Source organism: Bradyrhizobium sp. TM233 (assembly GCF_036247965.1).
In the GTDB taxonomy this organism is placed as follows: domain Bacteria; phylum Pseudomonadota; class Alphaproteobacteria; order Rhizobiales; family Xanthobacteraceae; genus Bradyrhizobium; species Bradyrhizobium ottawaense.
In genome coordinates, this window is the sequence record NZ_BTIG01000010.1 from 141,066 (window position 1) to 165,744 (window position 24,679).

28 protein-coding genes are annotated in these 24,679 nt (G+C 65.6%); 6 read left to right on the forward strand and 22 right to left on the reverse strand.

Annotated elements, in window-relative coordinates:
- Positions 1–87 precede the first annotated feature (87 nt).
- Complete coding sequence (locus AABA86_RS22470) at positions 88–336, forward strand: hypothetical protein (RefSeq protein ID WP_212247636.1); 249 nt, start codon at positions 88–90, stop codon at positions 334–336.
- 158 nt (positions 337–494) lie between these two features.
- On the opposite strand, the gene AABA86_RS22475 is transcribed toward AABA86_RS22470, so the two are convergent.
- The 3 genes from AABA86_RS22475 to AABA86_RS22485 are packed head-to-tail and all read right to left on the reverse strand — an operon-like array spanning position 495 to position 1,179.
- Positions 495–695 carry a hypothetical protein gene (locus tag AABA86_RS22475; RefSeq protein ID WP_338308471.1) on the reverse strand — a complete coding sequence of 67 codons (201 nt, stop codon included), beginning with the start codon at positions 693–695 and terminating at the stop codon, positions 495–497.
- Positions 696–728: 33 nt separating this feature from the next.
- Positions 729–938, reverse strand: coding sequence for a hypothetical protein (locus AABA86_RS22480; protein ID WP_338308472.1), 210 nt, complete (start codon positions 936–938; stop codon positions 729–731).
- A gap of 19 nt (positions 939–957) precedes the next feature.
- Positions 958–1,179 carry a hypothetical protein gene (locus AABA86_RS22485; RefSeq protein WP_338308473.1) on the reverse strand — a complete coding sequence of 74 codons (222 nt, stop codon included), beginning with the start codon at positions 1,177–1,179 and terminating at the stop codon, positions 958–960.
- 115 nt (positions 1,180–1,294) lie between these two features.
- Between AABA86_RS22485 and AABA86_RS22490 the strand changes: the two genes are divergently transcribed.
- Both AABA86_RS22490 and AABA86_RS22495 read left to right on the forward strand, forming a co-directional pair.
- Complete coding sequence (locus AABA86_RS22490) at positions 1,295–1,489, forward strand: DUF3072 domain-containing protein (RefSeq protein WP_212247632.1); 195 nt, start codon at positions 1,295–1,297, stop codon at positions 1,487–1,489.
- Positions 1,490–1,568: 79 nt separating this feature from the next.
- Positions 1,569–1,859 carry a DUF6496 domain-containing protein gene (locus AABA86_RS22495; RefSeq protein ID WP_338308474.1) on the forward strand — a complete coding sequence of 97 codons (291 nt, stop codon included), beginning with the start codon at positions 1,569–1,571 and terminating at the stop codon, positions 1,857–1,859.
- Positions 1,860–1,873: 14 nt separating this feature from the next.
- Here the strand turns inward: AABA86_RS22495 and AABA86_RS22500 are convergent, their stop codons facing one another.
- Both AABA86_RS22500 and AABA86_RS22505 read right to left on the reverse strand, forming a co-directional pair.
- Positions 1,874–2,236 (reverse strand): hypothetical protein, encoded by a 363-nt coding sequence (locus tag AABA86_RS22500; protein WP_212247630.1) that lies wholly within the window; start codon positions 2,234–2,236, stop codon positions 1,874–1,876.
- A 276-nt stretch (positions 2,237–2,512) separates the two neighbouring features.
- Complete coding sequence (locus AABA86_RS22505) at positions 2,513–4,057, reverse strand: Do family serine endopeptidase (RefSeq protein ID WP_338308475.1); 1,545 nt, start codon at positions 4,055–4,057, stop codon at positions 2,513–2,515.
- A gap of 210 nt (positions 4,058–4,267) precedes the next feature.
- Between AABA86_RS22505 and AABA86_RS22510 the strand changes: the two genes are divergently transcribed.
- A complete protein-coding gene (locus AABA86_RS22510) occupies positions 4,268–5,104 on the forward strand; it encodes a universal stress protein (protein WP_212247627.1) in 837 nt (278 codons plus the stop codon).
- Between the two features lie 21 nt (positions 5,105–5,125).
- Here the strand turns inward: AABA86_RS22510 and AABA86_RS22515 are convergent, their stop codons facing one another.
- The 11 genes from AABA86_RS22515 to AABA86_RS22565 form a co-directional block, all read right to left on the reverse strand.
- On the reverse strand, positions 5,126–5,338 hold the full coding sequence (locus AABA86_RS22515; RefSeq protein WP_063203548.1) for a hypothetical protein: 213 nt from the start codon (positions 5,336–5,338) through the stop codon (positions 5,126–5,128).
- Positions 5,339–5,525: 187 nt separating this feature from the next.
- Positions 5,526–7,397 (reverse strand): putative bifunctional diguanylate cyclase/phosphodiesterase, encoded by a 1,872-nt coding sequence (locus AABA86_RS22520; RefSeq protein WP_246550192.1) that lies wholly within the window; start codon positions 7,395–7,397, stop codon positions 5,526–5,528.
- A gap of 2 nt (positions 7,398–7,399) precedes the next feature.
- A complete protein-coding gene (locus AABA86_RS22525; RefSeq protein ID WP_246550157.1) occupies positions 7,400–8,551 on the reverse strand; it encodes an FIST signal transduction protein in 1,152 nt (383 codons plus the stop codon).
- Between the two features lie 208 nt (positions 8,552–8,759).
- Positions 8,760–9,497 carry a ribulose-phosphate 3-epimerase gene (rpe, locus tag AABA86_RS22530; RefSeq protein WP_212247621.1) on the reverse strand — a complete coding sequence of 246 codons (738 nt, stop codon included), beginning with the start codon at positions 9,495–9,497 and terminating at the stop codon, positions 8,760–8,762.
- On the reverse strand, positions 9,494–10,426 hold the full coding sequence (gene cbbX / locus AABA86_RS22535; RefSeq protein WP_212247619.1) for a CbbX protein: 933 nt from the start codon (positions 10,424–10,426) through the stop codon (positions 9,494–9,496). Before cbbX ends, rpe begins: the two co-directional genes overlap by 4 nt.
- Positions 10,427–10,523: 97 nt before the next feature.
- Entirely contained in the window at positions 10,524–10,931 is a 408-nt protein-coding gene (locus tag AABA86_RS22540; protein ID WP_212247617.1) for a ribulose bisphosphate carboxylase small subunit, read from the reverse strand.
- Between the two features lie 11 nt (positions 10,932–10,942).
- Positions 10,943–12,403, reverse strand: coding sequence for a form I ribulose bisphosphate carboxylase large subunit (locus tag AABA86_RS22545; RefSeq protein ID WP_028144065.1), 1,461 nt, complete (start codon positions 12,401–12,403; stop codon positions 10,943–10,945).
- A gap of 38 nt (positions 12,404–12,441) precedes the next feature.
- On the reverse strand, positions 12,442–13,527 hold the full coding sequence (gene fba, locus AABA86_RS22550) for a class II fructose-bisphosphate aldolase (RefSeq protein WP_028144066.1): 1,086 nt from the start codon (positions 13,525–13,527) through the stop codon (positions 12,442–12,444).
- A 12-nt stretch (positions 13,528–13,539) separates the two neighbouring features.
- Positions 13,540–15,558 carry a transketolase gene (gene tkt / locus AABA86_RS22555; protein ID WP_338308476.1) on the reverse strand — a complete coding sequence of 673 codons (2,019 nt, stop codon included), beginning with the start codon at positions 15,556–15,558 and terminating at the stop codon, positions 13,540–13,542.
- Between the two features lie 16 nt (positions 15,559–15,574).
- On the reverse strand, positions 15,575–16,450 hold the full coding sequence (locus AABA86_RS22560; protein WP_212247613.1) for a phosphoribulokinase: 876 nt from the start codon (positions 16,448–16,450) through the stop codon (positions 15,575–15,577).
- 12 nt (positions 16,451–16,462) lie between these two features.
- Positions 16,463–17,500, reverse strand: a complete 1,038-nt coding sequence (locus AABA86_RS22565; protein ID WP_212247611.1) for a class 1 fructose-bisphosphatase — start codon at positions 17,498–17,500, stop codon at positions 16,463–16,465.
- A gap of 118 nt (positions 17,501–17,618) precedes the next feature.
- Between AABA86_RS22565 and AABA86_RS22570 the strand changes: the two genes are divergently transcribed.
- A complete protein-coding gene (locus AABA86_RS22570; protein WP_338308477.1) occupies positions 17,619–18,596 on the forward strand; it encodes a LysR family transcriptional regulator in 978 nt (325 codons plus the stop codon).
- Between the two features lie 229 nt (positions 18,597–18,825).
- Here AABA86_RS22570 and AABA86_RS22575 read toward each other — a convergent pair whose 3' ends face one another.
- Complete coding sequence (locus tag AABA86_RS22575; RefSeq protein ID WP_338308478.1) at positions 18,826–19,722, reverse strand: NAD-dependent epimerase/dehydratase family protein; 897 nt, start codon at positions 19,720–19,722, stop codon at positions 18,826–18,828.
- The gene (gene rfbC / locus AABA86_RS22580; RefSeq protein WP_338308479.1) at positions 19,719–20,243 is read right to left on the reverse strand and encodes a dTDP-4-dehydrorhamnose 3,5-epimerase; all 525 of its coding nucleotides are present in this window, start codon (positions 20,241–20,243) and stop codon (positions 19,719–19,721) included. Before rfbC ends, AABA86_RS22575 begins: the two co-directional genes overlap by 4 nt.
- Before the next feature lie 152 nt (positions 20,244–20,395).
- On the opposite strand from rfbC, the gene AABA86_RS22585 reads away from it, so the two are divergent.
- The gene (locus AABA86_RS22585; RefSeq protein WP_338308480.1) at positions 20,396–21,628 is read left to right on the forward strand and encodes a class I SAM-dependent methyltransferase; all 1,233 of its coding nucleotides are present in this window, start codon (positions 20,396–20,398) and stop codon (positions 21,626–21,628) included.
- Positions 21,629–21,642: 14 nt separating this feature from the next.
- Here AABA86_RS22585 and AABA86_RS22590 read toward each other — a convergent pair whose 3' ends face one another.
- The 4 genes from AABA86_RS22590 to AABA86_RS22605 all read right to left on the reverse strand — a co-directional run bounded on the left by AABA86_RS22590 (position 21,643) and on the right by AABA86_RS22605 (position 24,426).
- On the reverse strand, positions 21,643–21,852 hold the full coding sequence (locus AABA86_RS22590) for a hypothetical protein (protein ID WP_338308481.1): 210 nt from the start codon (positions 21,850–21,852) through the stop codon (positions 21,643–21,645).
- Between the two features lie 150 nt (positions 21,853–22,002).
- A complete protein-coding gene (locus AABA86_RS22595; protein WP_338308482.1) occupies positions 22,003–22,422 on the reverse strand; it encodes a DUF4118 domain-containing protein in 420 nt (139 codons plus the stop codon).
- 146 nt (positions 22,423–22,568) lie between these two features.
- Complete coding sequence (locus AABA86_RS22600; RefSeq protein ID WP_338308483.1) at positions 22,569–23,756, reverse strand: MFS transporter; 1,188 nt, start codon at positions 23,754–23,756, stop codon at positions 22,569–22,571.
- A 49-nt stretch (positions 23,757–23,805) separates the two neighbouring features.
- Positions 23,806–24,426, reverse strand: coding sequence for a TetR/AcrR family transcriptional regulator (locus tag AABA86_RS22605; protein WP_445083481.1), 621 nt, complete (start codon positions 24,424–24,426; stop codon positions 23,806–23,808).
- Positions 24,427–24,679 lie beyond the last annotated feature (253 nt).

A 24,679-nucleotide genomic window follows, 5' to 3' on the forward strand; every position in this document is an offset into this window, starting at 1 on the left:
CGACGCGGCAGATGCGTTTTGTCAGGAACTCCTTCGGACAATAGCGGTTGGCTGCCTGCGTCAATTTAACCCAGGGAGTTCCCCCGCATGACAACGACAAAGCTCGTTCTCACCGCAATGTTGGCCACCGGCCTCGCCGCCGCGCCACTCGCCGCACAGGCCAAGTCGCACAAGGCGAAACACGGATCATCGATGTCGTCCTCGCAGACCACCGGCGCCAACACCAAGGCCTCGAAGGGCGCGGATCCTTCCGGCCAGGGCGGTTCTGGTCCCGGCTCGGACCAGGGCGGCACCATGACGAACAAGAGCAGCAAGGGCATGAGCAACACCAAGTGAGCTCAGGCCGACATGACATAAGGCCCCGCGGCGACGCAGGGCCTTTTGCCTTGCTCGATCGGCAATTCCTTTAAAGCGCGATGCGGTTGGGATGAGTCGTCATCCGCCTTGGGTTTCCTTCCGGAAAACCACTGCGCGCTTTTCCGGACCATGTTCTTTTAGCGCCACATCGTCGGCGCGCGCGTCAGCGCAATGCGGCCGGCGCGCCGCAAATCTTCGATGGAGCATGGCGCTGCTTGAGCGGCTTCGCGCAGCTTGGCGGCAACGCGCTCCCGTATCGCTGTATCGGACGGAGCAACATCCGCGCAGACCTCGTCGAGAACCGTCCTCAACAGCGAGACCATCTCGGCATCCGGCATCGACGAGCTCCAGCGTGTCGCTTGCGCGCACGCTTAGCTGCGTCGGATGTCAGGGGTGTTAAGGCCGCGGTCCGCGGCCTTCGTCTTCACGAGTTGCTCGAGTTGCGCCCGCTTGCGTCCGATCAGAAGTTGGGCCGCAGCATCATCGAGCCCCGCACGCTGCAATTGCCGGATGGCAGAGCCCAATTCGAGAATCTCGGCGCGCAACCTCAAGATCCGGTACGTGTCCGGGTCTTCCTCCACGGCGCCCCCCAAAAAGGTTTCAGCGCCGCGTGCTCGCGCGCTCGGGATTGTCTTCTGTCTTCACGAGACGAAGGCGCCCCCGGTCGCGAACGTCAGGCAGGACGTCGCCGCCGCCGGCAACCTTCCATTCGCCGATCAGCAGGTTGACCTTCCGGCGCAAATCCATCTGCGCCAGGGCCTGCTGGACGCAATCGCGGTCGCCGTTGATGAGATCGCGCACGGAGGCCTCGACGCCGGTCATTTCGAGCCTCAAGGCGCTGATTTTACGTCGAATTTCATTAATTCTGTTGTCCATGGCTTGTTAGAACAAAATAAGAACATATAGTCAAGTCACGATTTCAGGACGGAGAAGCGGCATGCAGGTTCAGGGCAAATACGACGCCAGGGTTTTCCTCACCGAGCAGATGACCCGGACGCAGGGGCTCAGGCTGAAACGGCTGAGTGAAGAAGCGTATCAGCCCGCGCAATATGCGCGCGATCTGTCCTTCAGCGAGGCGGCACGGCGCATCCAGGTGCTGGAAGCCGAGATCGAGCTGGCGAATTCCTTCTAGGCTGCGTCTGGAACGCTGTGCGCGTCCTTCGGAACCATGCCCGGGTCGAAAGGTTCTCCCCGGCCAAGGGAGAACATGCATGGCACGCAAGGCAAAGAAGCGCCGCTACTCACGCAGCGCCGGCAGCGATGTCGAGAGCGAGATGCGCCGCTACAAGAAGGGCACCGCAAAGAGCGGTCGCAAAGGCCGCGGCGGACGCGTGAAGAGCCGCAAGCAGGCGATCGCGATCGGACTGTCGAAGGCACGCAAGAAGGGCAAGAAGGTCCCCAAGAAGGCTGCCAAGAAGACCTCCAAGAAGACGTCCAAGAAGAGGACGACCAAGAAGAAGACGACCAAGACATCGTCGAAGCGCAAATCCAGCAAGCGTTGACGCTGATCTGTCTCTCAGATCATGCTGCCCGGCATGAAGCAGCGGATCGAAACGCCGAACGCGGTCTTGACCGGCCACACCATGGTGCGGCCGGCGCGGTTCGGCTCGGTGATGACGGCTTCGTCCGGCACCTCGATCCACTCGCCGTCGAGACGCACGCGATAATGCCCGTTATGCGACTCCCAGTCGGGATCGGCGACGGCAAAACCATCCGCATCCGAGCAGCACGGACCAAGGTGGCTGCGCAGGCTGTCGAACCATGGCTTCAGGGGTGAGTCCGCGTAGCGGCCATCGTCCCGCCCGAGAGCGTTTCCGGCCGACAGCACGAATGGCGCCACCAGCAGCGCCCTCCTCAGCGAGAGCTTCAATCGATCCATGTCGGCACCGATCAAATGCGAACCAGCGGCCAGTTCCACAAAGCGGCGGCAAGTTCGAAGTTCCACGCTTGCAACCCGTCCCGGCGGCAACGTAGCCGCCGGCGATCTGCACGACTCGGAACTTTGATGAGCGAACACGGCTTTTTCGGACGAACCGCGTCATCGTCGCTGCCGTTGACGAGAATGTTATCGATCGCCTCCCGGGAGTCCTGAAGGCAAACGAAAAAGGCGGCCTCGAGGGCCGCCTTTCTTGATCTATGCCGATCGACGTTCGCCTCAGGCGAGTGGTACCGCGACGAAGCGGGTCGCCTGCGCGCTTCTGACCTGCAACAACACGCTGCGCTTGCCGGACGATTTGGCCTGCGCCAACTCCGAGCGAACGTCGCCGACATTGGCGACGGCCTTGCCGCCGACATTGAGGATGACGTCGCCGGTTTGGATGCCGCGCTGCGCCGCCGGCCCTTGCGGATCGACTTCGGTGACGACAACGCCCTTCTGGCCAGCACCCTGGACCTCACCGGCCGGAGCCAGGCCGAGCCCGAGACGCGGCGTGTCGGCGTTCGGCTGCGCCTTGCCCTCGCCGGCCTTGCCGTCTCCCTGGGCCTGCCGCTGGTTCGGCAGCTCGCCGAGCGCCAGCGTCACCGTTTTGCCGTCGCCCTTGTGGAAGACATCGAGCTTCACGGACGTGCCCGGTGCCAGGGTGGCGATGGTGCGGGCGAGGTCGCGGGAGTCCTTGATCGCGGTGCCGTTGACGGCGGTGATGACGTCACCCGCCTCGACGCCGGCCTTGGCCGCCGGGCTGCCATCCTGCGGACTGTCGACGATCGCACCGCGCGCCTCCTTCAGCCCGAGGCTGTCGGCAATCTCGGCGGTGACCGGCTGCACTTGCACGCCGAGCCAGCCACGGGTCACCGCGCCCTTGTCCTTCAGCTGCGCGACGACGAGCTTTGCAGTCGAGGCCGGAATGTCGAAGCCGATGCCGACCGAACCGCCGGACGGCGAGAAGATCGCAGTGTTCACGCCGATCACGTTGCCGTTCATGTCGAAGGCCGGGCCGCCGGAATTGCCCTTGTTAATGGGCGCATCGATCTGGATGAAGTCGTCATAGGGGCCGTTGCCGATGTCGCGGCCACTGGCCGAGACGATGCCGGCGGTCACGGTGCCGCCAAGGCCGAAGGGATTGCCGACCGCAACCACCCAGTCGCCGATGCGCGGCTTCTGGTCGGAGAATTTGACGAACGGAAAGTCCTTCTTGCCATCGACCTTGATGAGCGCGAGATCGGTCTTCGGATCGGTGCCGACGACCTTGGCGGTGTAGCTCGTGCCGTCATCCATGGTCACCTGCACCGACTCGGCGTGGTCGACGACGTGGTTGTTGGTCACGGCATAGCCGTCGGCGGAGATGAAGAAGCCGGAGCCTTCGCCCGTGATCATCTGATGGCGCTGGCGCGGCATGCCGTTCATGCCGCCCGGGCCACGGAAGCCGAACTGCCGCGAGAACTGGTCGAACGGGGTGTCCTCGTCCTGATCCATCCGGTTCTGCTGCAGCATCGCGCTCTTGTCGTTGTCCTGGTCGATCTTGACCCGCACCGAGATGACGGCGGGTTTGACCTTTCTGACGAGGTCACCAAAGCCCGGCGGCGTCGCGGCGGATTCGGCGGCCTGGGCCGGGGCAATGAAGGAGTTCGGACCGAACGGCGAAGAGCCGGGAGCAGCCGCCAGCACGGCCACGCCGAGCGCGGCCACGGTGCCGAGCAGCGCAAGCCGGCGCGGCCTCAGGATCTTGCGGGACGTGGTGTCGGAATTGACGCGATCGTTCATGTCGAAATGTCCATGTTGGATAAGGTGTCGCCTTGCCTCCAACATGGCCATCGTCACCTTACGACGTCCCGTCCATCCGATTAAATCTTGGCAAAGAATGCGCGCGGGCCTCGCGGGAAAATCGTCCCTGCGCATTTGATGCAGCTCAACGCGGGTCCTTCGGGCGGTGAAAAACTGCGGCCACCGGATGATGTTCATCGGAGGCGCGCCATGTACAAAGACATTCTCGTCCACATCCCCACCGAACGCCCCATGCGCTGCGCGATCGAAGGCTCGATTTCGCTCGCGGCGCAGTTCAACGCCCATCTCGACGCAGTCGCGATCGGCTATGTCGCAACCAGTGCGGCCTACGTGATGGAGGGCGGCGCTGCGGTCGCGGCCGTGTTCGAACTGGAACGCGAGCGCGCGGTAGAGCGGGCCGAGGCCGCGCTCGCCGTGTTTGGCATCGAAGCGGCGAACGCCGGCATCTCCTACGGCTGCCGCGCGCTCGGCGCGATCCCGGTGGATGCAGCCGGCTCGCTCGGCGAGATGGCGCGGTTGCACGACCTCAGCGTCGTGCTCCAGCCTGATCCGGCGCAGGGCTCATTCGACAACGACGTGCCGCGCGAGATCCTGTTCCAGGCGGGCGGCCCGGTGCTGTTCCTGCCCTACACCTTCCATGGAGCGTTCAAGGCGGCGCGGATCGGCATCTGCTGGGACGGCAGCCGCCTCGCAGCCCGCGCCGTGCACGACGCCGCACCGTTCCTGGCCCGCGCCGACGAGATCGTGATCATCACCATCAACGAGGCCGACGCGGTCTCGGACGAAGCGTCAGCGAACGGTCTGGCAAGACATCTCGGCCGGCGCGGACTGTCGACCCGCACGGTCGGCCTGTCGGCGACGCGCGCCGACATCCAGCCGACCATCCTGTCGCTGGCGGCGGACGAAGGCCTCGATCTCCTGGTGATGGGCGGCTACGGCCATTCGCGGTTGCAGGAGCGCGTTCTCGGCGGCGTCACCCGCGCCATGCTGCAGGCCATGACGGTGCCGACGCTGATGTCGCATTGAGCCGGGCCGGCCCCGGCGCCGTCACGCCGCGACCGGGGTCTCCCACGTCGCGGGCGCTGCGGCGCCCTCGTCGTGTTGCACATTGCACGCGTCGAAATGTGCCTTGAGCTCGACCTCGGCGAGATATTCGAAATGTTCGGCCTGGCCGAGGAGTTCCCAGTTCTGAAGCGGCCGGTAGGCCGCCTGCTGACGACAGAGGGACGCCAGCGCCCGGTAGCGACGTACGTTCTCCATGAGACCCTCCCTCGCATTCACAAGGCTTATTGCCCCGATTTGCGTCAGGCCGATGGCGGTTGTGCAAAAGATTTGCTGCGCCGGTCGCGCGCCCGGCTTCGGCTCGTTCTTGGGAAGCGCGTATCCGGGCCGAGGTTCCAAACGTCGGTGAGACGGGCACTCGGTAACCCACCACCGGAGCCAAGCGCTAGGCGGAGAGCCGGCGCTCCACGGTCACGCCGACCAGGTCGAGATAGCGCTCGATCAGGTTGGGCCGGCCGACCAGATAGCCCTGCATCTCCTCGCAGGCCTCCCGCGCCAGGAAGGCACGCTGCGCTTCCGTCTCCACCCCCTCGGCAATGACCGGGATATTCAGGGCGTGCGCGAGGCTCAGGACCGCGCGGACAATCTCGGCCGATTGCGGCGTCGCCTCGAGATTGGAGATGAAGCTGCGATCGATCTTGATCTTGTCGAACGGGAACGACTGGAGATAGGACAGCGAGGAATAGCCGGTGCCGAAATCGTCCATCGCGATGCGGATGCCGAGCGCCTTCAGCCGCCGCAGCAGATTGAGTGCGCGGGTGAAATCGCCGATCAGCACGCCCTCTGTGATCTCGACCTCGAGCCGCGTCGGCGTAAGCCCCGTCTCCAGCAGGATCTGGTGGATCGAACGTTCGAGATCGCCGGCCTGGAACTGGACCGGTGACAGATTGACGGCGACCTGCAGCGGCCGCGGCCAGGATGCCGCCTCACGGCACGCTTCGCGCAAGACCCATTCGCCGATCTGGACGATCAGCCCGTTCTCCTCGGCGAGCGGAATGAACTGGTCCGGCGGCACGAAGCCGCGCGTCGGATGGTTCCAGCGCAGCAGAGCCTCGAAGCCGATGACCTCGCCATCCACCCGCGCCTGCGGCTGGAAGTAGACCAGGAACTGGTTCTGCTCCAGCGCCTGTCGCAGATCGTGCTGCAACAGCCTGCGGTCGCGCAGCTCCTGGTCCATCTCGGATTCGAAGAAGCGCACCCGGCCCCTGCCCTCGCGCTTGGCGCGATAGAGCGCCGAGTCGGCGTTGGCGAGCAGCGTGGCGGCATTCACGCCGTCGTCCGGATAAAACGCGATGCCGACGCTGAGGCCGACATGGGAGAGATAGTCGTCGACCTCCAGCTCCTGGCCGATGGTCTCGACCAGGCGTTCGGCGAGCGCCAGAACGTCATCGCGGCTGATGTCGTCGGGCATCAGGATCATGAACTCGTCGCCGCCGATACGGGCGACGAAGGCGCCGTCGGCCTCCTCGGCAAGCCGGTCCGCCGCCGCCCGCATCAGCAAATCGCCGACAGGATGGCCGAACACGTCGTTGACTTCCTTGAAGCGGTCGAGATCGAGGCTGAGCACGGCAAAACTGGTCGCCGCCTCCTGCGCCCGCTCCAACCGTTCGCCGAGCACGGCGTTGAAGGCGCTGCGGTTCGGCAGGTCGGTCAACGCATCATGATGCGCAAGATGGCTGATCCGCGCCTCGTTCGTAATCCTCTCGGTGACGTCCTCGATCACGCCGACCAGGTATTGCGGAGCACCGCTGCCATCCCTGACTAGCAGCTTGCGCGAATTGACGAGACGATCGCGGCCCTTCACGCCGACTTCGAGCAGATGCCCCTCCAGGAACATCGGCCCGCCGCTGTCGACGACGCGGCGATCCTGCTCGTTCACGACGCGGGCGATATGGTCCGGGAAGATCTGTTGCGGAGTCTTGCCCAGCATCGCCTCGCGCGGCATTCCGTAATACTCTTCGCCGGCGCGGTTGAGCAGGACGTAGCGGGAATCCTTCGCATCCTTGGCGAACACCGCGATCGGGATGTTCTCGATGATACAGTCGAGGAATTCACGCGCCCGCCGCAGATCCTGTTCGGCGCGCTTGTGCGTCTGTTCGAGTTCCTCGATCATCAGCCTGATCGCACGGTCGGTGCGACGGCGATCGCGATCGCCCTCCTCGTAGGCCGCACCGACGAGCTCGCAGAGCTTGGTCAGGTCGACCTGTCCGGACTCGTCCGTCGACTGACGAATCTGTCTCGCGAGCAGCCGGTGCATGGTCAAGCCGCCGCCTCCGCGATGACGGTGACGGTCATGGTCTGGTTGTGCAGCTCGCAGCGACCGGACCCGGCCGGCGGAGCGATCTCGCCGTAGGAGTAGAATCCGATCCGGACGACGTCCTCGCCGAGCTCGGTGGCGACGGCATCCAGCTCGTCCTGCGTGCGCTGCCCCATCACCCTGCGGCGGCCGGTACAGCTCACCAGGATCGCAAGCTTGTCGCCGTCAACGCCCTCCGCGAGTGCGCTACGCGCCTGCCGACCGGCTTCGCCGGCACCGGCGGCAAGACTGTCGAAATTGGCCCGCATCAATTGCGCGGTGCATCCTTCCGGAATGTCGGCGGCGAACGTCAGGGTGCGGGCATTGCGGTCCACCGCGAACACCGAGCGTACGATCTGCCGGTCCGGCTCGGCCTCGTCGTGAATGCCCAAGGGGAATGCCAGCCCCGAACCCGGCATCGCTTCGGCCTCTTCTTCGCCGAGATAGCGGGTGTAGAGGTCCAGCGGCGGCTCGCCGTCGAGTTCCACGACCACGGATCCTTCCGACTTCGTCACCCTGCGGCGCGGGCCGAACACATCCCAGCCGCCGGCACAGCCATGCGCGAAACGGAACGAGGCGCCGTAGAATGCGATCGCGGCGACGCGGTTCGGCGTCGGCTCGGCGTCGGCCCCGACGAGCGTCTGTTCAAATCGGGTGCCGTCGCCGGCGAGTCCGCCCGTGACGGGCAAATCCGGTCCCAGAACCTCGGTGATTCCGGCAAGCAGTTCGCCGCCGTTCACCGCCAATCCGTCGGACAGGACAAACAGACCGGCCAGATCCGCCTCCAGCACCTGGCGGGCAAGGCGCGCGCCGCAGGCCCGCGACGCATCGCGGGTTTCGACGAGCTCCTGCACCAACCGCACTTGCGTATGGGCGAAACGCAAGGCGACAGCGATGACTGCGTCATCGCAGATGTCGTCGCCATGAATTTGTCCGCCGGTGCTGCAGCCGACGATATGGCTGTCGGGATAAAGGCCGCGCAGCTCGCGATAGCGTTGGCCATCCACCAGTTGCTCGCGGCTGCCGAAATAGAGCACGAGCTGAGGAGGCTCGCGCAGGGCATCCGCTCCGCGCCAGCCATGGGCAGCATTCCAGTGACGATATTGAATGTGCATCCCACGCTCTCTGCAGCTCTTGAACCACAGATTGTGGAGCGGCGCATTGCGTCGCCGTTAACCGCGCATGTACTTCGACACCGTTGGTTACCCCGGCATGAAAATCATCGCCGAGTCGCGCTGGATTCTCCGTAAGATCCCGGGAACAATCCGGGCCTTGAGACCTTCGCTACCTTGGCGCAATCAGCCTTGTGATGCCGCCCGTAATCTACCGGGTGCGCGCGCTTTCCCCGAGGCGCATCGGCTGCACGGCATGATCCCGCAGCTTTGGAACCCGGCCGGTCTCGGCGGCGACGCGAATGGCCTCGATATTTGCGGCATACTCCGCATCGCTCTTGCCGCGAAACACCGCGGAACCCGCCACCAGCGTATCGGCGCCCGCGGCGGCCACGGCAGCGGCATTGTCACGCGTGACACCGCCGTCGACCTCGAGCCGGATCGGCCGGTCGCCGATCATGGCTTTGATCCGCTCGATTTTCGGAAGCTGGGATTCGAGGAACGACTGACCGCCGAATCCCGGATTGACCGTCATCACCAGCACGAGATCGATGCGGTCGAGCACATAGGCGATCGCGCTCTCGGGCGTGGCGGGACACAGGCTGACACCGGCTTTCTTGCCGAGCGCGCGGATGGCTTGAAGCGAACGGTCGAGATGCGGGCCGGCTTCGGCATGAACCGTGATGACGTCGGCCCCCGCCTTCGCGAACGCCTCGAGATAGGGATCGACAGGCGCAATCATGAGATGCACGTCGAAGATCTTCTTCGTCATCGGCCGGATCGCCTTGATGACATCGGCGCCGAAACTGATGTTCGGCACGAAGTGGCCGTCCATGACGTCGCAATGGATCCAGTCGGCGCCGGCCGTGTCGATTGCCGCGATCTCCTCGCCGAGGCGCGCGAAATCCGCGGCCAGGATCGAGGGAGCGATGATGATCTCTCTGGTCATGGCTTTGCACTCCGCGCGTCGGCGCCGCCGCTGAAGACACGGCTCGCCAGAACGTCCATGGGGTCGATGGTTTCGAGGTCGTCGACGTCGAGCATGCGATCGAGATCGGACACCAGCCGATCGGCCTGCCGCAAGCGGATACGGTCGACGGCGTTGCGGATCGAGCGCGCATTGGAGAAGAACGGCTGGGTACGGCGTAGCGCGATGTACTTCTCGAACGCCTCACGTGCCGCCGCCGAGAGGCGATAGCCCCGCTCCTTCAGCATCAGCTCGGCGATGACGAGCAGCTCGTCTTCCGCATAGTCCGGAAATTCGATGTGGTGGGCGATGCGCGAGCGGAAGCCGGGATTGGAGGCGAAGAAGCTCGTCATGCGCTCGCCATAGCCGGCGAGGATCACGACGAGGTCCTCGCGCTGGTTCTCCATCACCTGGAGCAGGATCTCGATGGCCTCCTGACCGTAGTCGCGCTCGTTGTCGGGGCGATGCAGATAATAGGCCTCGTCGATGAACAGCACGCCGCCCATCGCCTTCTTCAAGATCTCTTTGGTCTTCGGCGCGGTGTGGCCGATATACTGGCCGACGAGATCGTCGCGCGTCACCGAGATCACCTGTCCGCGCCGCACGAAGCCGAGGCCGTGCAGGATCTTGGCCATGCGCAGCGCCACGGTGGTCTTGCCGGTGCCGGGGTTGCCGGTGAACGACATGTGCAGCGTCGGCGGCGCGGAGGCCAGGCCCGCGCGCTGCCGGATGCGCTCGATCAGCAGCAGCGAGGCGATCTGGCGCACGCGGTTCTTCACCGGCTTCAATCCGATCAGCTCCCGCTCGAGCTGCTGCAGCGTGTCGGTGATCCCGGCCGCTTCGGCTTCCTTGCGGAGATCGAATTGGGTCTCGCCGGGCTCAGTCGTCGTTGCGTGGGGAACATCCAGCATCGGTACCTCGAAGAAAGGAGCTTCGCCGCGGGGGAGCGGCGAAGCAGTGGTCCGCCAAGGATGCGGAGCAGGGAGAGCTCCGCGCGGAGCGGATGACTTAAGTTGGCGCGTGCGCGGCCGGCCGGCGCACGGTGGTGTAACGGATCGCGCGGCCACCGACTTCCTGCCGCACCAGCTCGAACTCCGCCTCATGCGGCGGCCGATTGACGAGGAAGGAGATCCGCACCGATTCCCAGCCGTGGCTGGAATCGAAGCCGCAGATGCGGATGTAGCTGTTACCGTACACCCTGCGGCACTCCGCGAGCTCCATCATCACGCCGGCGGCGTCCTGAAGGTCGAACATCGGCAGGCCCCACATCTCCCAATAGGTATTGCGGGGATGGGGATCATCGGTGAACTCGATATTCACCGCCCAACCGTTTCCAAGACAATATTGCACCTGCTTGTAGATCTGGTCGTCAGTGAGATCGGGCAGGAACGAAAAGCAACCCTGAGTGAGTTTCATGCTGCGTCTCCTCAAACGGTTTCGAGCGCGGTCGGCACGAAGTCCGGCGTGTCGGTGGATTGATAGTTGAAGGTCACGTCCTTCCAGACCTCGAGCGCCGCCTTCAGCGGCGTGCAGGTCTCGGCCGCCCTGGCCAGGATCTCCGGGCCCTCGTGGACGTAGTCGCGCCCCTCGTTACGGGCGAGGATCATAGCCTCCAGCGCCACGCGGTTGGCGATCGCGCCGGCCGCGATGCCCATGGGATGGCCGATGGTGCCGCCGCCGAACTGCAGCACGACGTCTTCGCCGAGGAGATCGAGCAGCTGATGCATCTGGCCGGCATGGATGCCGCCGGAGGCGACCGGCATCATCTTGTTCAGGCTCGCCCAGTTCTGGTCGAAGAACAGGCCATGCTCCAGCTTGGTCGGGTTGAAGTCCTCGCGGCAGACGTCGTAATAGCCGCGCGTGGTGTTGGGATCGCCTTCCAGCTTGCCGACCACCGTGCCGGCATGGATGTGGTCGACACCCGCGAGCCGCATCCACTTGGCGATGACGCGGAACGACACGCCGTGGCTCTTCTGCCGCGTATAGGTCGAGTGACCGGCGCGGTGCAGATGCAAAATCATGTCGTTGCGCCGCGCCCATTTGGCCATCGACTGGATCGCGGTGTAGCCGATCACGAGGTCGATCATGACGATGCACGACCCGAGCTCCTTGGCGAACTCGGCACGCTCGTACATGTCCTCCATCGTGCCCGCGGTGATGTTCAGGTAGGTGCCCTTCACTTCGCCGGAGGCCGCCTGCGCGCGGTTCACGGCCTCCATGCAATAGAGGAAGCGATCGCGCCAGTGCATGAAGGGCTGCGAGTTGATGTTCTCGTCGTCCTTGGTGAAGTCGAGACCGCCCTTCAGCGCCTCGTAGACCACGCGGCCGTAGTTGCGGCCCGAAAGCCCGAGCTTCGGCTTCACCGTCGCGCCCAGCAGCGGCCGACCGAACTTGTCGAGCCGCTCGCGCTCGACCACGATGCCGGTCGCCGGTCCCTGGAAGGTCTTCACATAGGCGACGGGGAAGCGCATGTCTTCCAGACGCAGCGCCTTGAGCGGCTTGAAGCCGAACACGTTGCCGATGATCGAGGCCGAGAGGTTCGCGATCGAACCCGGCTCGAACAGGTCGAGGTCATAGGCGATGTAGGCGAAATACGAGCCCGGCGTGCCCGGCACCGGATCGACGCGGTAGCATTTCGCGCGATACTTCTCGGCGGCCGTGAGGCGATCGGTCCACACCACGGTCCAGGTCGCGGTCGAGGATTCACCGGCCACCGCAGCCGAGGCCTCGATCGGATCGACGCCCTCCTGCGGCGTGACACGGAACAGCGCGATGACGTCGGTGTCCTTTGGTGTGTAGTCGGGCTCCCAATAGCCCATGCGCTTGTATTCCATGACGCCCGAGCGATAGCGCTCTTTGCCGCGGACCGTGCCGGTATGTGCGTTCATGTCTCTCTCCTGCTGTTTTCTCTGTTGTTTCCGATTGACTAGGCCGCGACGGGCTCGCGAGCATCGACGCGCGGATCGAGCTCGCCGGCGCGATAGCGCCGCGCCATCTCGCTCAAGGGAATGACCTTGATCTTGCTGGCATGGCCCGCGGTGCCGAACTGCTCGAAACGGTCGCGACAGAGTTCGCGCATCGCGTCCATCGCCGGCTTGAGGAATTTGCGCGGGTCGAACTCGGAACGCGTTTGCGCCGCGACCTTGCGGAACACCGCGGTCATTGCGAGGCGGCAGTCGGTGTCGATATTGACCTTGCGCACGCCGCTCTTGATGCCGCGCACGATCTCCTCGACCGGCACACCCCAGGTCTGCGGCATCTCGCCGCCGAACTGGTTGAACATGTCCTGCAGCGGCTGCGGCACCGAGGAGGAGCCGTGCATGACGAGGTGCGTATTCGGCAGCCGGCGATGGATCTCCTCGACCACCCGCATCGCCAGGATGTCGCCATCAGGCTTGCGGCTGAACTTGTAGGCGCCGTGCGAGGTGCCCATCGCGATGGCGAGCGCATCGACCTTGGTGGCCCGGACGAAGTCCACCGCCTGGTCGGGATCGGTCAGGAGCTGGTCGTGGCTGACCGTGCCCTCGACGCCGTGACCATCCTCCTGCTCGCCGCCGCCGTGCTCGAGCGAGCCGAGCACGCCGAGCTCGCCTTCGACGGAGGCGCCGACCCAATGCGCGAGGTCGACGACGCGGCGGGTGATCGCGACGTTGTAATCGTAATCGGCCGCCGTCTTGGCATCGGCCTTGAGCGAGCCGTCCATCATGACGGAGGTGAAGCCATGGGCGATGGCGGAGGCGCAGGTCGCCTCGTCATTGCCGTGGTCCTGGTGCATGCAGAGCGGGATGTCGGGATAGGTCCGCTCCAGGGCGTCGATCATGTGCGAGAGCATGAGATCGCCGGCGTAGCTGCGCGCGCCGCGCGAGGCCTGGATGATCACGGGCGCATCGACCTCGGCCGCCGCCTGCATGATCGCGATGCCCTGCTCCATGTTGTTGATATTGAATGCCGGCACCGCGTAGCCATGAGAGGCGGCATGGTCGAGCAGTTGGCGAAGTGTGATACGGGCCACGAGAAGTCCTCCTTATTGGCTCTTGCGGGCGATCGCCCGGCGGGCGGCTTCCGCAATGCTTTGCGGTGTGATGCCGAATTCGCGGTACAGCACCGGCGCCGGCGCCGAGGCGCCGAAGCCACGCATGCCGACGAACTCGCCGTCGGAGCCGATCCAGCGCGACCAGTCGCCCTGCACCGCCGCCTCGATTCCGACGCGCGGCGCGGTGCCGAGCACGCTGGCGCGGTAATCGTCCGGCTGCTCCTCGAACAACGCCAAGCATGGCGCAGACGCCACGGCGGCGCGGATGTGCTCGGTCGCGAGCAGGCGGGCGGCTTCCATCGCAATCGACACTTCCGAGCCGGTTGCGATCAGCGTCACGTCGCGGCCGCCGTCCGGCGAGACGACGAGATAGGCGCCGCGTGAGACGCGGTTTTTGCCGCGCGCATCGCTGCGGAAGGTCGGCAGCGCCTGACGCGACAGGCACAGCACGGACGGACGATTCTCGGAATTGAGCGCGCAGTCCCAGGCTTCCAGAGTCTCCACCGCGTCGGCGGGACGGAACACCAGCAGGTTCGGGATCACGCGCAGCGCGGCAAGGTGCTCGACAGGCTGGTGCGTCGGGCCGTCCTCGCCGAGCCCGATGGAATCGTGGGTCATCACATGGATGACGCGCAGCCGCATCAGGGCCGCAAGGCGGATCGCCGGCCGGCTGTAATCGGAGAACGCGAGGAACGTGCCGCCGTAGGGGATGAAGCCGCCATGCAGCGCGAGGCCGTTCATCGCGGCGGCCATGCCATGCTCGCGAATGCCGTAATGGATGTAGTCGCCGGCGAACGCCCCGCGCTTGACGGGGACTTGCACCTTGGCGTGCGTGAGGTTCGAATGCGTCAGGTCCGCGGAGCCGCCGACCAGGCCGGCGATCGTCCCGGCGATGCCGTCGAGCACCTGTTGCGAAGCCTGCCGTGTCGCGAGCTTCGGACGCTCGGACGCAAAGCGTTCGCGCAATTTCGCCGCGGCCAGCGCATAGGCGGCCGGCAGGGCAACCGCCTTGCCTTCGACGAACATGTCGCGCTGCTCGGGTGTCACGCATTCATAGCGATCGAGCCAGGCGAGCCGATCGACCTGGCCGCGTTGCCCGATCATCCGCCACGCCTTCTGGATCGTGACAGGCACCACGAAGGGCTGATAGTCCCAACCCAGCGTCCGGCGCGCTGCCGCGGCTTGCTCGCTCCCGAGCGGCGCACCATGGGCTTTCTCCGTGCCCTGCCTATCGGGCGCGCCGTAGCCGATGACGGTGCGGCAGGCGATCAGCGACGGTTTTGCCGTCTCCCGCTCCTCCGCGATCGCCTGCGCGATCGCTTCGGGATCGTGTCCGTCGATGCCGCGCACCGACCAGCCGGATGCCGCGAAACGCGCGAGCTGGTCGTCGGACGTTGCCAGCGAGGTCGGCCCGTCGATGGAGATGCCATTGTCGTCGAACAGCACGATCAGGCGGCCGAGCCCGAGATGGCCGGCGAGCGAGAGCGCTTCCTGGCTGAGGCCCTCCATCAGGCAGCCGTCACCGGCGATCACATAGGTGAAGTGATCGACGAGACCGTCGCCATGCCGCGCATTGGCCATCCGCTCGGCGAGCGCCATGCCGACCGCGGTCGCGATTCCCTGCCCCAGCGGCCCCGTCGTCATCTCGACGCCCGGCGTGTGGCCATATTCCGGATGCCCCGGCGTCTTGGAGCCCCATTGCCGGAAGGCCTTGATGTCGTCGAGGCTGACGTCGCCGCCGGTCAGATGCAGCAGCGCGTACAGCAGCATCGAGCCGTGGCCCGCCGACAGCACGAAGCGGTCGCGATCCGGCCAATTGGGGTGCGCTGAGTCGAACTTCAGGAAGCGCGAGAACAGCACGGTTGCGACATCGGCCATGCCCATGGGAAGGCCGGGATGCCCCGACTGCGAGGTCTCGATGGCGTCGACCGCGAGGAAGCGGACGGCGTTGGCGAGATCATTGTGCGCGACCGCCGTGAGGTCGGCTTCGGCATGAACCGAGATGTTCATCGGATTCTCTCCTCGTTCACTTCAAGCTGCGCTTGCGCTCGATCAGCTGCATGATCAGCGGCGTCAGGATCAACTGCATGGCGAGATCGAGCTTCGCGCCGGGACACACGATCGAGTTCGCGCGGGACATCCAGCTCTGCGGCAACATCGAGAGCAGATAGGGGAAGTCGATGCCGCGCGGATTCTTGAAGCGGATCACCACCATGGATTCGTCCGGCGTCGGGATCCAGCGCGCGACGAACGGATTGGAGGTGTCCACCGTCGGCACGCGCTGGAAGTTGATGTCGGTCTCGGTGAATTGCGGGCAGATATAGTGGATGTAGTCGGGCATACGCCGCAGGATGGTGTCGGTAACCGCCTCGGTCGAATAGCCCCGCGCACTGCGATCGCGGTGCAGCTTCTGGATCCATTCGAGATTGATGACCGGCACGACGCCGATCTTGAGGTCGGCATAGCGCGCGACATTGACCTTGTCGGTGACGACGGCGCCGTGCAGTCCCTCGTAGAACAGCAGGTCCGAATTCTCCGGCAGCCGCTTCCAATCGGTGAAGGTGCCGGGCGCCGTGCCATGCAGCGCGGACTCCTCGGCGTCATGCACGTAGTGCCGTGTCGTCGCGGTGCCGGTCTCACCATAATCGCGGAACGCGCGCTCCAGCTCCTCGAACAGGTTGGTCTCGGGGCTGAAATGGCTGAAGTGCTTGTTGCCGCGATCGGCCTCCTTCGCCATCTGCGCGCGCATCTCGACGCGGTCGTAGCGATGGAAGGCGTCACCCTCGATGTAGGCCGCGTTGACTTTCTCGCGGAAGAAAATCTGCTCGAACGTCTTCTTGACCGAGGTGGTGCCGGCGCCGGAGGAGCCGGTGATAGAGATGATGGGATGCTTCCTGGACATCGGACGCCCTCCTTACAGCCGGAAGAATCCGCGCCGCGCGAACAGCGGCGCTGAGACGCTGGCAACCAGCAGCGGATCGCAATGCAGTTCCTCGACCCGGCGCACCTCGTTGCTCGAGCCCATGATCAGCGGCACGCGCTGGTGCAGGTTCTGCGCCGAGAGATCGAGGATGCGCTCGCGTCCCGTTGTGGCGGAGCCGCCGGCCTGCTCGATGATCATGGCCATCGGATGCGCCTCGTAAGTCAGGCGCAGGCGGCCGTCGCCATAGCCGGGGCGCGCGTCCGAGGGATAGAGGAAGACGCCGCCCCGGGTGAGGATGCGATAGGCCTCGGCAACCAGCGAGCCGACCCAGCGCATGTTGAAATCGTGGTTGGCGGGCCCTTCGACGCCGGCGAGGCACTCGTCGACGAAGGCACGCACCGGCGAATCCCAGTGCCGGCGGTTCGACGCGTTGATCGCGAACTCCTCGCAGGCCTCGGCGATCTGCGCGCCGCTGCGCGCGAGGCGGAAGCAGCCCGCCTTGCGGTCGAGCGTGAAGATGTCGACGCCTTCGCCGAGCGTCAGCACCAGCGAGGTCTGCGGGCCGTAGGTGACGAAGCCTGCCGCGAGCTGCGCCGAGCCGCGCTGATGGAAGGCGAGCGAGAGGTCGTCGGGCGCGGGCAGGATCGAGAAGATCGTGCCGACCGTCATGTTGATGTCGATGTTGGAGGAGCCGTCGAGCGGATCGATCGCGATGCAGATGCGGCCGTCGCGATCGCAGATCTGGGCTTCGCGCATCTCTTCCGAGGCGAGCGCTGCGATCGGCAGCTTGCTGAGATAGCGGCGCAGGATCGCATCCGCCTGCACGTCGAGATCGCGCTGGACGTCGCCGTCGCTGTTGCGGCCGGTGGTCAGGCCGGAGGCGTCGGCGAGATCTCCGGTGGCGATCAGGTCGGCGATCTCGATGGCCGCCGCCGCGATGGCATCGACCGCGGCCGCCACCGCCAGCGCGTGAGGCGCGGTCTCGGAATACCGTTGAAGATGGTCGTCCAGCCTCAGTTGCCCGGTCATCTGCGCATCCCCTCTGCCGGCGCCGTATCCAGTTCCCTCCCCTCTGGAGGTCGGTACGGTCAGTCCCGGCATCAGGAGATTGACAGGGGCAGCTTAATAAGGAAAATTTCTATTCATAATGAGCGTCAAAGAATTTTCTTATAATGGCCCCAGCCATGCGGCGACCCAGCTCCGGCATCTGACGATCCGGCAGCTGCGCTCGCTTGCGGCGCTCTCGGCCAAGGGCAGCGTGACGGCGGCGTCCGGCCATCTCGGGCTAACCCAGCCGGCCGTGACCCAGCAACTCCGCCAGCTTCAGGACCTCGCCGGCCTGCCGCTGGTGCAGCGGACCGGCGACGGCATGCTGCTGACGGAGGCGGGCAAGGAGGTGCTGACGCTGGCCGAACGGGTCGAGGCCGCCATCATGGACTGCCAGGGCGCGCTCGACCTGCTCGCGGGGCGGACCGGCGGCACCGTGCATCTCGGCGCGGTCTCCACCGCCAAATATTTCGTGCCGCATGCGATCGCGGCGTTCTCCAAGCGGTACCCCAAGATCGAGATCAAGCTGACCATCGGCAATCGCGAGGAGATCCGCGAGGCCATGCACGGCTACGACCTCGATTTCGCGGTGATGGGTCGGCCACCGGCCGACGTCACCGTCGACGTCCGCCAGCTCGGGCGCAATCCGCACATCATCGTCGCGCGCAAGGGACACTGGCTGGAGAACGATTCCGGCCTCAACCTGACCGACCTCGTGCACGAGACCTTCCTCACCCGCGAGCCCGGCTCGGGCACGCGGACGCTGATGGAGGGCATGTTCCAGAAGTCCGACCTCGAGCCGATCATCGGCATGGAGATGAGCAGCAACGAGACCATCAAGCAGGCGGTGATCGCCGGGCTCGGCATCGCCTTCATCTCGGCCCACACGGTGGCACATGAGCTCACCGAGGGCCGACTCATCGTGCTCGACGTCGCGGGCCTGCCGATCGTGCGGCAATGGTACGTGATCCGCCGCAGCGACAAGGTGCTGCTGCCGCCGGCGCAGGCGATGTTCGATTTTCTGGGCTCGGAGGGGTCGAACTATCTGCCCGAGGTGCCCGAGTTCAGCGCACGATAACCGGCCGGCACTCAGCTCATCAGCTTCATGGCGACGGTCGCCGCCAGGATCACGATGATCTGGAGCAGACGCTCCGTCGTGAAGATGCGGTTGAACGTGGTCATCGCTTGCCCCGGCCGACGTGAAGGAGATTTCGGTCGGCCTGTTGCTAGCACAGGCAGGCAGCCAGACAACTCCGTAATTGCCACGGGTGCCGCTTGCCGCCGGCCTGTTGCGAGGAGACCGCACGTCATCCCCTCCCCGGCAGACGGTCGATCCACCATGCCAGAGCGTGTGCGGCGCCCTCCTCGAATCCGATGACCGGCACGCCCGCGATCACGTCGCGGAGGCGGCGGACGTCGGCGGCAATGATCGGTTCGGCGTCGACGCCCGTTGCATCGACGGCGCCGAACCTGACCAGATGGCGTGCTTTGAGGAGACCTGCGACATGCTCGATCACGCTGCGCAGGCTGCGCACTTCGCCGCTGGCGAGATTGACGACACCAGAGAGCTCGCTGTCGAGCACGGCGGCGATCATCCGCGCGAGGTCATCGACATAGGCGAAATCGCGCAGCTGCCCGCCATGCGAGCAGTCGAAGTTTTGTCCCGCGCGAAGGCTTCGGATCAGCGCAGGGATCAGGCGCGCCTCGGGCTCGTGCGGGCCGAACGGGACAAACACGCGGCCCCAGACGGCGCCTGCCGCGATGTAGGCTTCGGCCGCAGCGAGCTTGGCTTGACCGTACAATGTCGTGGGGCGGCATGGGCTGATGCGCTCATCACATGGGCCGCTCTGCGGTCCGTATTCGAGGCAGCTTCCGATGCCGAGGATCCGGCTGACGCCGCAGGCCCGCGCGCGCGACAGCAGGTCAATGCTCGCCTCAGCCCAGAGCCGGTTGACCGGATCTTCGCGATAACGGCCCGGCCGGACTTCCCAGGCGAGATGAACCAGGTGCGTCGGACGCGACTCAGACAGCGCGTGCACACGGCCGGCTTCGGTGAGGAGATCAGCCGCATGCCAGATCACGCCCGCCGCTGCCGGTTGAGCCGAGCGCGCGACGCCGTGGACCTCCAAGCCGCGATCGACCAGCACAGGCAACAGCGCACGGCCCAGGAATCCGGAAGCGCCGGTGACCAGCACCCGCTTCATGCGAGACACGGCAGCGCGCGGTCGCGCGCGGACAGAATAGGATCGGCAAGCGGCCAGTCGATCGCGAGCGATGGATCGTCCCAGCGAATGCCGGCCGCGCCTTGCGCGTCATAGGGCACATCGATGCAATACATCAGCTCGGTCGCATCGACGAGCGTCTGGAAGCCGTGCGCGCATCCGGCGGGAATGAATACGGCATTGCCACGGCCGGCGGCGAGCTCGACCGAGCACCATTGTCCGTAGGTCGGCAGCGACCGGCGCAGATCGACGATCACGTCGAAGGCGCGGCCGGCAACGCACCGCACCAGCTTGGCCTCCGGCCGGCCGGCCTGGTAGTGCAGGCCGCGCAACGTGCCGGCGCGCTCGTTATGCGAGAGGCTGTGTTGCGCGAAATGCGTCGGCAGGCCCTGCGCCGCGAAGGCCTCAGTATCGAACAGCCGGGCGAAGAATCCGCGCGCGTCGGTCTCCGGTTCGATGCCGATTTCAACCACGCCTGGCAGAGCCAATGCAGTGAACTTCATCCCGGGCCCCCGCACCGCGACGCCGCCGTTGCGAACGTCGGTTCACCGAAACGCCTTTTGGGTTGCATCATGCGCAACGTTGTCGGAATTTCCGTGGCTTGAGAGAATTCACTAACAGCCGCGGCACGACGGCACAACGGGACGATCCGTTCATGGACAGGCACCGATGCCGCTTTTGCACGCGGGAGCTCGACGAGACCTTCGTCGATCTCGGCCTGTCGCCTTTGGCGAATTCTTATCTGCCGCCGGATCGCGCGGATGCGACCGAGCCAACCTATCCGCTGCATGCCCGTGCGTGCGGCGCCTGCGGGCTGGTGCAGCTTCCGCAATTCGAGCCTGCGGCCAACATCTTCGACCAGTATCTCTATTATTCGTCCTATTCCGAGAGCTGGCTGCTTCATGCGGAGAGCTACGCCGCCGAGATGATCGTCCGCGCGAAGCTCGGAGCAGCGTCCGAGGTGATCGAGATCGCCAGCAATGACGGATATCTGCTGCAGTATTTCCAGCGCGCCGGCATCCGCGCGCTCGGCATCGAGCCGGCCAGCGGCCCGGCGGCAGCTGCGATCGCCAAGGGCATCCCGACCCGGACCTGCTATTTCGGCCGCGACGTCGCGACAGCGCTGCGCGCCGAAGGCCACAGGCCCGAGTTGATCGTCGCCAACAACGTGCTGCCGCACGTCCCTGATATCAACGATTTCGTCGCGGGCCTGCGCATCCTCCTGCCCGAGACCGGGCGCGCGACGCTGGAGCTTCCGCATCTGTTGCACCTGATCGGAGCCATCCAGTTCGACACGATCTATCACGAGCATCTGTCGTACTTCTCGCTCGCGACCCTCGAGAGGGTCTTTCGCGCACACGCCTTGCGCATCTTCGACGTTGATGAACTGCCGACGCATGGCGGCTCGCTCCGTCTGCACATCTGCAGCGAGACCGCGCCTCGGAGCGCCTCGCTTGCAATCGAGAGCTTGCGCCGGCGCGAGACCCTGGCAGGGCTCGACCGGCCCGCGAGCTATCGTGATTTTCAGGCGAAGGTGGCGGCCAAGCGCGAGACGATCCGCGACTTTCTCGTCGCGGCGCGGCGCGCGGGCAGGACGGTGCTGGCCTACGGCGCGCCCGCGAAGGGCAACACGCTGCTCAATTATTGCGACGTCACGCGCGAGCTGATTCCGTTCACCGTGGACCGCAATCCGCACAAGCAGGGCCTGCTGCTTCCGGGAACGCATCTGCCGATCCGCGATCCCGCCGCCCTGATCGCGGCCAGGCCCGATTACGTCTTCGTCCTGCCGTGGAATCTGAAGGACGAGATCATCGCCCAGCTGGCGGAGGTTCGCGCCTGGGGCGGACAATTCGTGGTGCCCGCGCCCGATCTGACCATCATATCGTGAGCGATGGTTAACGATCAGGCTGCAAGCGGGGCGGCAAAGTCCGCGCGTGCCGCGAAATAGGCTTCCAGCTCCAACAGCGCCCGCGCTTCCCAATCGCTCGCCTGCTCCAGCAGCGACCAGCTCTGGCCCGGGCGGAACGCAGCGGTCTGGCGATAGAGCGATGCGATGCCGCGGTAGCGGCGCACATTCTCCAAGATGGCCTGACCGTTTACTTGGCCGTTCATGTCCGAAAACTCCCTCGTCATTCCCGGGGGAGAAACTGCGGCCAAATCTTTTTCGAAAAGTTAGCGGCGCGCAGCAAGCTCGCGGATGGTTGCCGGACTGTTGCGCGCACGCAACGTGCACGGTCGCGCAAGGACGACCTCGAGAGCGAATTATTGCGGATTCGTTGCCGCGCTCTCGCCCGGGGACTTCAGCCCGCCCCGGCTGACGATCCTCATCATCTCGCGGCAGAGATCGGCAAGGCCAATCAGCAGCACGGCGAGCAGGCAGAACAGGTTGATGGAATCGGTATTTGCGCTGGATAGCGCGTTGAACTCGAAGAAGGGCGGAATGAATGCCCACCACACCAGGGGAATGGTGAACAGCGCGGCAAACCCCGCCGCCGGCGTGCCTGCTACAAGGCCGAGCACGAACAGGCCGGGCAGGAACGCTGCAAAATAGAGCTTTGCGCCGAGCGCAACGCAAACGCCCTGAAACGCAGCCGACATGGCGACAACGACGCATCCGAGCAGAAACGCCTGCCACGACCATGGCCGTACCCGCGGTACGCCAAACAGCCCCGCACGCCTCATCAGCCTCCCCCTGCCGCCCATTGACCGGGCCCGCTTGAGACCAAAGTACTACAGCAGCACCGAAATCGCGAGATGCAAATTGCATCACCCGGCTGCCTCCCGCGGCCTGGTAAACGGCCGCATCGCACAATTGCTGCGACCGCCGTCTATTCCATCGCCGCATAGAGCAAGCCGATGACGGGCAGAGCGAGGCCGATGGCCGATGCGAGCGTCCAGCCGCCTTGCGCGAAGGCCCAGGCGCCGATTGCGGAGCCGGCGGCGCCGGCCGTGAAGAACGTCGCCATATAGAGGCCGTTGAGGCGGCTGCGGTGCTCGTGCCCGAGCGCGAAGATGGCGCGGAAACCGAGCACGACGTTGCCCTGGACACCGACGTCGATGGCAATTGCCGCCACGACCAGACCGACCAGGTTCAGCATCGAGCCGGGCGCGCCGATATAGGTCACGAGGAAGCCCCCGGCCGCGAGCAGCATCGCGACCAGTGTCGCGATGCGGCTGTGGCCGCGATCGGCGAGCCGTCCGGCGATTGGCGCCGCGAACACGCCGGCCACACCGGCCAGCGCGAACAGCGCGATGCCGCGCTGGGTGAAGCCGAACGCATCCGCGAGCTGAAGCGGCGCCACTGTCCAGAACAGGGTGAAGCAGCCGAACAGGCTGGCCTGATAGAGCGCCCGGCGCCGCAGCAGCGGCGTGGCCCGCACCAGATGCGGCATCGACAGCAACAGCTCGCCATAGTGCATCCGCGTCACCGGCCTGCGGATCGGCAGCGTCATCCAGAGCACAGCCGTCAGCACGATCATCAGCGCGGCGGAGGCGAAGAACACTGCGTGCCACGACAGCGCCGAGGTGACGAAGCTCGACACCGGACGCGCCAGCATGATGCCGAGCATCAGGCCGGTCGAGACGTTGCCGACGACGCGGCCGCGAATGGCTTCCGGCGCCAGATGCGCGGCATAGGGAATGATGATCTGCACCGCGACCGAACCGAGGCCGATGAACAGCGCGGCGATCAGGAACGGCGTCGCATGGGTGGCGAACGCGGCGGCGAGCAGGGCCGCCGCGCCGAGCGTGATGACGGAGCAGATCAGGATGCGGTTCTCGACGAGATCGCCGAGCGGCACGATCAGCAGCAGCCCGGTGCCGTAGCCGATCTGCGTCATGGTGACGATCAGCCCGCTAGCTGCGTGCGACAGGCCGAGCGCGGTGCTGATCGGGGCGATCAGCGGCTGCGCATAGTAGATGTTGGCCGCGATCATGCCGCAGGCCGCGGCAAGCACGAAGGTCAGGCGCTGCGACACCGCATCCGGCGCGGTCTCGATCGTGGCATTCATCGTCATTCGTTGACTCCAGAATAGGGAACGATCGTTCCCTAAAGTGACAAAAAATTCAGGCGAGCAGCTTCATCGCGACGCCGACCAGCCGCTCACCGTCGAGCGTCAGGCGCGCCTTGCCGACGACGCGCATTCCCTGCGTGATGCAGATCATCAGCCGCGCGGTGTCGTCGGCATCGACATGGCGCGGGATCGAGCCGTCGGCCTGCCCCTCGCGAATGAGGCCGGCGATGAAGTCTTCGTTGATCTTGAGCTGCGCACCGACGCGGGCGGCGACGACGGAATCGACCGCCGACAATTCGACCGCGCTGCCGACCACGAGGCAGCCGCGCCGTCCCTCGGCGCCCTGGGACTGCGCGACATAGGACAGCAGCACGTTGCGGATCCGATCGCGGCCGTTTGTGCCGCGCCGGGCGGCGCTGCGGGTCTGCTCCTGGCGCAGCGCCGTATAGCGCTCGAAGGCGGCCAGGAACACCGCATGCTTGTCGCGAAACGCCTTGTAGATGCTTCCCGTCGCCAGCCGCATCGCCGCGGTAAGCTCGCCGATGGAGGTCGCATGATAGCCGCGCTCACGAAACACCCGCACGGCGCGGTCCAGCGCCGTGTCCATGTCGAATTCCCGGGGACGACCGGGCGGACGGGAGGCAGACTGGGATCGGCGGACCGCTTTTTGCATCGCGACATAATAGGGAATGATCGTTTCCGAATCAAGGCACGTGGTTGTGATGGGGTGGGATCGCGCCCAGGCGCGCGTGTCCCGGACGCGCTGCGGCACGCAGTGACGCTGCGCAGAGCCGGGACCCAGAAAGCGACAGGGCGCGCTGCGGATGGATGGGCACCGGCTCTGCAGCGCACCACTTCGTGCTGCGCAGCGTCCGGGGCACGAGAGCGGAGTGAGGCGCACGTCTGCCTCCACATCGTCGTTGCGA

Coding starts and splice junctions, on each gene's coding strand:
- AABA86_RS22470 (WP_212247636.1), top strand. CDS start 88: ATGACAACGACAAAGCTCGTTCTCACCGCAATGTTGGCCACCGGCCTC.
- AABA86_RS22475 (WP_338308471.1), bottom strand. CDS start 695: ATGCCGGATGCCGAGATGGTCTCGCTGTTGAGGACGGTTCTCGACGAG.
- AABA86_RS22485 (WP_338308473.1), bottom strand. CDS start 1,179: ATGACCGGCGTCGAGGCCTCCGTGCGCGATCTCATCAACGGCGACCGC.
- AABA86_RS22490 (WP_212247632.1), top strand. CDS start 1,295: ATGCAGGTTCAGGGCAAATACGACGCCAGGGTTTTCCTCACCGAGCAG.
- AABA86_RS22495 (WP_338308474.1), top strand. CDS start 1,569: ATGGCACGCAAGGCAAAGAAGCGCCGCTACTCACGCAGCGCCGGCAGC.
- AABA86_RS22500 (WP_212247630.1), bottom strand. CDS start 2,236: ATGGATCGATTGAAGCTCTCGCTGAGGAGGGCGCTGCTGGTGGCGCCA.
- AABA86_RS22505 (WP_338308475.1), bottom strand. CDS start 4,057: ATGAACGATCGCGTCAATTCCGACACCACGTCCCGCAAGATCCTGAGG.
- AABA86_RS22510 (WP_212247627.1), top strand. CDS start 4,268: ATGTACAAAGACATTCTCGTCCACATCCCCACCGAACGCCCCATGCGC.
- AABA86_RS22515 (WP_063203548.1), bottom strand. CDS start 5,338: ATGGAGAACGTACGTCGCTACCGGGCGCTGGCGTCCCTCTGTCGTCAG.
- AABA86_RS22520 (WP_246550192.1), bottom strand. CDS start 7,397: ATGCACCGGCTGCTCGCGAGACAGATTCGTCAGTCGACGGACGAGTCC.
- AABA86_RS22525 (WP_246550157.1), bottom strand. CDS start 8,551: ATGCACATTCAATATCGTCACTGGAATGCTGCCCATGGCTGGCGCGGA.
- rpe (WP_212247621.1), bottom strand. CDS start 9,497: ATGACCAGAGAGATCATCATCGCTCCCTCGATCCTGGCCGCGGATTTC.
- cbbX (WP_212247619.1), bottom strand. CDS start 10,426: ATGCTGGATGTTCCCCACGCAACGACGACTGAGCCCGGCGAGACCCAA.
- AABA86_RS22540 (WP_212247617.1), bottom strand. CDS start 10,931: ATGAAACTCACTCAGGGTTGCTTTTCGTTCCTGCCCGATCTCACTGAC.
- AABA86_RS22545 (WP_028144065.1), bottom strand. CDS start 12,403: ATGAACGCACATACCGGCACGGTCCGCGGCAAAGAGCGCTATCGCTCG.
- tkt (WP_338308476.1), bottom strand. CDS start 15,558: ATGAACATCTCGGTTCATGCCGAAGCCGACCTCACGGCGGTCGCGCAC.
- AABA86_RS22560 (WP_212247613.1), bottom strand. CDS start 16,450: ATGTCCAGGAAGCATCCCATCATCTCTATCACCGGCTCCTCCGGCGCC.
- AABA86_RS22565 (WP_212247611.1), bottom strand. CDS start 17,500: ATGACCGGGCAACTGAGGCTGGACGACCATCTTCAACGGTATTCCGAG.
- AABA86_RS22570 (WP_338308477.1), top strand. CDS start 17,619: ATGAGCGTCAAAGAATTTTCTTATAATGGCCCCAGCCATGCGGCGACC.
- AABA86_RS22575 (WP_338308478.1), bottom strand. CDS start 19,722: ATGAAGCGGGTGCTGGTCACCGGCGCTTCCGGATTCCTGGGCCGTGCG.
- rfbC (WP_338308479.1), bottom strand. CDS start 20,243: ATGAAGTTCACTGCATTGGCTCTGCCAGGCGTGGTTGAAATCGGCATC.
- AABA86_RS22585 (WP_338308480.1), top strand. CDS start 20,396: ATGGACAGGCACCGATGCCGCTTTTGCACGCGGGAGCTCGACGAGACC.
- AABA86_RS22590 (WP_338308481.1), bottom strand. CDS start 21,852: ATGAACGGCCAAGTAAACGGTCAGGCCATCTTGGAGAATGTGCGCCGC.
- AABA86_RS22595 (WP_338308482.1), bottom strand. CDS start 22,422: ATGAGGCGTGCGGGGCTGTTTGGCGTACCGCGGGTACGGCCATGGTCG.
- AABA86_RS22600 (WP_338308483.1), bottom strand. CDS start 23,756: ATGACGATGAATGCCACGATCGAGACCGCGCCGGATGCGGTGTCGCAG.
- AABA86_RS22605 (WP_445083481.1), bottom strand. CDS start 24,426: ATGCAAAAAGCGGTCCGCCGATCCCAGTCTGCCTCCCGTCCGCCCGGT.